The following is a 3,894-nucleotide window of genomic DNA, read 5'->3' on the forward strand; positions in this document are numbered from 1 at the left end:
CGAGACGACCGCGGGCAAGGTGGCGGCGGTCAAGGCCGCGGTGCCGGACCTGTTCGTCAACGCCCGCACCGACGTGTGGTGGCTGGGCGTACCCGATCCGCTCGACGCCGCCGTGGAGCGGGTCCGGCGGTCGTCGGCGTCCCTCATCCGGCGCGGCTACCCGAGCCGGGGAGCCGGAAACCCGAGGGGCTCAGTCGGTGGCGGGGCGCGCGCCCGCGACGAAGGAGTCGAGCGCCGTGCCGTGCAGCACGACGCCCGGCAGGGGGTCGCGGGCGGCGACGGCGGAGAGCCGAGCCACCGGCAGCCGGCCGGGGCGTGGGCTGGCCGCGAGCACCAGGTTGCCGTACCGGCGGCCGCGCAGCATCCGGCGGTCGGCGATCAGGCAGACGTCGGCGAAGACCGCGCGCAGCGTGGCGACGTGCACCCGGGTCTGCACCAGCGGCGGCAGGTCGGTGACGTTGACCAGGTAGCCGCCGTCGGGGCGTAGCGCCCGGGCCACCTCGGTGACGAACTCGACGGTGCGCACGTGCGCCGGCATCCGGGCGCCCCGGAAGATGTCGGCGAAGACCAGGTCGTACCGGTCCGGGGCCTCGGCGGCGACGGCCGCCCGCGCGTCGTCGACCCGGACGTGCACCTCCGGCGGGAGCGCGGGCAACCCCCGGGCGACCAGTTCGACCACCGCGGGGTCCCGCTCGATCACCAGCTGGGTCGAGCCCGGCCGGGTCGCCGCCAGGTATCGGGGGAGGGTGAGCGCGCCACCGCCGAGGTGCAGCGCGCTGACGGCGGCGCCGGTGGGGGCGGCGAGGTCCGCCACCGCGGCCATCCGGCGGACGTACTCGAAGTGCAGGTACCGGGGGTCGTCGACGTCGACGTACGACTGCTCGACGCCGGCGGCGAGGAGCAGGCGCCCGGTGCGCCGCACCGGGTCGGTGACCAGCTCCAGCCGGTCGGTGCGGTCCATCCGGGCACGCTATCCGACGGCGGGAGCACCGCGGTGACGGAACCGGCGGGCCGGTTTCGGCCCGCCGGTCCGCGCGGTCAGCCGCTGGCCATCCCGGCGCCCGCCTCGTCGATGGCGGCGTCGATCTGCCGGGCGAGGTCGACGTCCTGTGCGGTCACCGCGCCGGCCTGCCGGGACCGTACGGTCAGCACGGCCGCCGTCGGGCCGGGCCGGGCGATCGCCGGCGCGCGCCCGGTCTCCTGCCGGAGTCGATCGATGCGCGCCAGCACGCGGTCGAGGTTGTCCGCGGGCAGCGCGACCACCCGGTGCAACCCCTCGCTGCCGCCCGACCAGTACGGCATGTCGGCGAGCACGGCCGCCAGCTCGGTCTCGGTGAGCGGCGGCGTCGAGGTGTTCGCCCCGACCACGCCGCCGCCGACCGGGGTCGGCTCCAGCAGCTCCCGCAGGCCGTCGGGGACGTGCAGCGACTCGATCAGGTCACCGTCGGCGTCCGCGAGCGCGGCGAGCGTCGCCTCCGCCTGGTAGCGGGCCTCTTCCGGGGTGTTGCCGCTGATCCGCCCCACCTCGGCCAGGAAGCCGGACAGGTCGCGGTGTCGCTCGATCCCGTCCACCGGCAGCACGTCGCGCAGCGACGCGGGCACGGCGGCGAGCAGCCGACGCCGTTCCCCCTCGTCCAGCGCGAACGCCAGCACCAGCACGGTCGCCTCGGCGCCCACCTTGGCGGTACGGAAGTCGACACCCGCTCGACGCCGAACGTCGTCGACGAGGGTGTGGTAACCCATCGCCGAGGTACCGCCGCCGTTCGCGCCGGTCGCCGGGCGGGGCGGCGGGCTCGCCGGCACCCCGGCCTGCGGCGGGGAGGGACCGCCCCGGGTGCTGTCCTGCTTGTGCCGGCTGCCGGCGGGCGGCGGGCCGGCGCGCTTGCCCCGGTCGAGGCTGGTGAGCTGCTTGGAGGCGCTCAGGCTCACGCCGGTCTCGCTCGGCTGCCGGCCCTGTTCGCGGGCCTGCCGGGCGAGGGCGCGGCGGCGCTGGTTGTCGCCCTCCATCTGCTTGCGCATGGTGGCGCTCCTTCTCCTGGGGATCGTGGTTCCGCCTCGCGTTCCCGGCCTCGCCGACCACGAAACGGACGCGACCGGCCGGGCGCGGTCCCTCGCGGCGGCGGCTTCATCCGGCGGGGGTGAGGGGCGATCACCCGTCCGGGCCGCATGATCGGGCCAGGACCTGGAGTTCTTCCGAGGTACGCGGAAGGGAAGGTCGTCATGAAGCGGATCGTCGAGATCGTCCCGGCCCGGCCGGGTTGGTACGCCCGCTGGCAGATCGCACCCGAAGCCACCCGCTGCTACCCCGTGAGCCTGTGGGCTCTGCTGGAAGAGGCCGACGGTACCGGCCGGGAGGTCATCGGGGTCGACTGCATCGGCCAGTGGCCGGGCGCGGACGACAACGAGGCGGGTGCGGAGTTCGTCCGCTACCTGTTCCAGACGCCCGATTCCGGCCCACCCGAGGACGCCGAGCCGCCGCCCTCCGCGGCCGAGCAACGCTCCGGCGGTCCGCGGCTGCAACCGGTCACCGCGACCTGAAGGCCCTCCTCCGGCCCCTGACCCTTGGTCCCAGGGTCGGGGGCCACCCCGCGCGCCGGGCCGCCCCGTCAGCGGGGCGGCCCGCGCCGGGGCTCGTCGCCGATCGGTCGACGTCCGGGCCGCCACCTATACTTGCCGAACGGCAAACGTCGGTTCGGAGCCCGGTCGGCCCGATGTCGTGGAATGGCTCCGGATCGGCTAGATTTCCCCGCCAGCACATGACCGCGATGTCCCGTTCCCGCCAGACCAGAGGCAGGTAGCTCATGGGCGCAGACAGCCCGAACCCGGTCCGCATCCTCGTGGTGGACGACGACCCGGGCGACGTGCTCATGATCGAGGAGGCCCTGCAGGAGTCCGACGTCGAGAAGGTCATCGACGTGGTGGGTGACGGCGAGGAGGCGATGGAGTTCCTCCGCGGTGAGGGCCGGCACACCGGAGCCCTGCGCCCGGACGTCATCCTGCTGGACCTGAACATGCCGCGGATGGACGGTCGGCAGGTGCTCGGCGCGGTCAAGCAGGACGAGGATCTGCGGACGATTCCGGTAGTGGTGCTCACCACGTCCAACGCGGACACGGACGTGATCGGCAGCTACACCCTCCAGGCGAACGCGTACGTCACGAAGCCGATCGACCTGGACGACTTCAACGGCGTGGTGCACCGGATCGACGAGTTCTTCGGCCGGGTGGTCGTGCTGCCCAAGCGTCCCTGACGGGAAGCTTGAGCGGTCGCGTCGGCGGCACCTCGCTGCCGCCCGCATGCCGAACAATTTTTCCGAAGCCCCGCGGCGGCACGCGGCAGCGTCGAGGATCCAGGTGGGAACGTATTTCCAGCTGCCTGGGGGGCGACAGCATGAGGTTTCCCGTCGTTGAGATCGGCTACGACCAGCAACAGGTGGATTCCTGCCTCGACGAGCTGGCGGTGCGGTTGACCCGGCTCGCGGCGTGGGCGGAGAGCGCCGGGGGAGCCGGTCGAGAGTGGGACCGGATCCGGCAGGAGGCGACCGGGCTCTGCGGTCTGCTGCGCCGGCTCGATCCGGACGACGCGGCGGTGGTCGGGCTCGCCGTCGGGCAGGTGCAGCGGGAGGCCGCCGAGATACTGGCGCTGGCGCGCTCGGAGCTGGACGCCGCCCGCGAGGAGGCCCGGCAGGTACGCGAGCGGGCGTACGCCGACGCCGTGCAGGCGCGCCGGGAGTTCGAGGCGGCGCTGCACGCCCGCCGCCGGCGGGTGGCGCGGGTGGACGAGCTGCTCGACGGGGTGGGCGTGGAGCCGGTGCCCGCCGACACGCCGACCGCGGCGGCCGGTTCCACGGTCCCCGCCACCCGGCTGGGCGTCGGCGGTGCGGTCGAGTCGCCGGG

General features: G+C 74.6%; 5 protein-coding genes. 3 read left to right on the forward strand and 2 right to left on the reverse strand.

Going from position 1 to position 3,894, the window contains the following annotated elements; all coding sequences use genetic code 11:
- Nucleotides 1–190: 190 nt before the first annotated feature.
- Together E1211_RS31135 and E1211_RS31140 are read right to left on the reverse strand one after the other, a co-directional pair.
- The gene (locus E1211_RS31135; protein ID WP_132353664.1) at nucleotides 191–961 is read right to left on the reverse strand and encodes a spermidine synthase; all 771 of its coding nucleotides are present in this window, start codon (nucleotides 959–961) and stop codon (nucleotides 191–193) included.
- Between the two features lie 77 nt (nucleotides 962–1,038).
- The gene (locus E1211_RS31140; protein ID WP_132353666.1) at nucleotides 1,039–2,019 is read right to left on the reverse strand and encodes a DUF2267 domain-containing protein; all 981 of its coding nucleotides are present in this window, start codon (nucleotides 2,017–2,019) and stop codon (nucleotides 1,039–1,041) included.
- A gap of 201 nt (nucleotides 2,020–2,220) precedes the next feature.
- On the opposite strand from E1211_RS31140, the gene E1211_RS31145 reads away from it, so the two are divergent.
- The 3 genes from E1211_RS31145 to E1211_RS31155 form a co-directional block, all read left to right on the forward strand.
- Nucleotides 2,221–2,538, forward strand: coding sequence for a hypothetical protein (locus E1211_RS31145; RefSeq protein ID WP_132353668.1), 318 nt, complete (start codon nucleotides 2,221–2,223; stop codon nucleotides 2,536–2,538).
- A gap of 263 nt (nucleotides 2,539–2,801) precedes the next feature.
- Nucleotides 2,802–3,248 (forward strand): response regulator, encoded by a 447-nt coding sequence (locus tag E1211_RS31150; protein WP_132353670.1) that lies wholly within the window; start codon nucleotides 2,802–2,804, stop codon nucleotides 3,246–3,248.
- A 140-nt stretch (nucleotides 3,249–3,388) separates the two neighbouring features.
- Nucleotides 3,389–3,894: ATPase (locus E1211_RS31155; protein WP_132353672.1), on the forward strand; the 506-nt coding region annotated here is incomplete at its 3' end.

It is taken from the genome of Micromonospora sp. 15K316, assembly GCF_004348525.1.
Lineage (GTDB): Bacteria > Actinomycetota > Actinomycetes > Mycobacteriales > Micromonosporaceae > Micromonospora.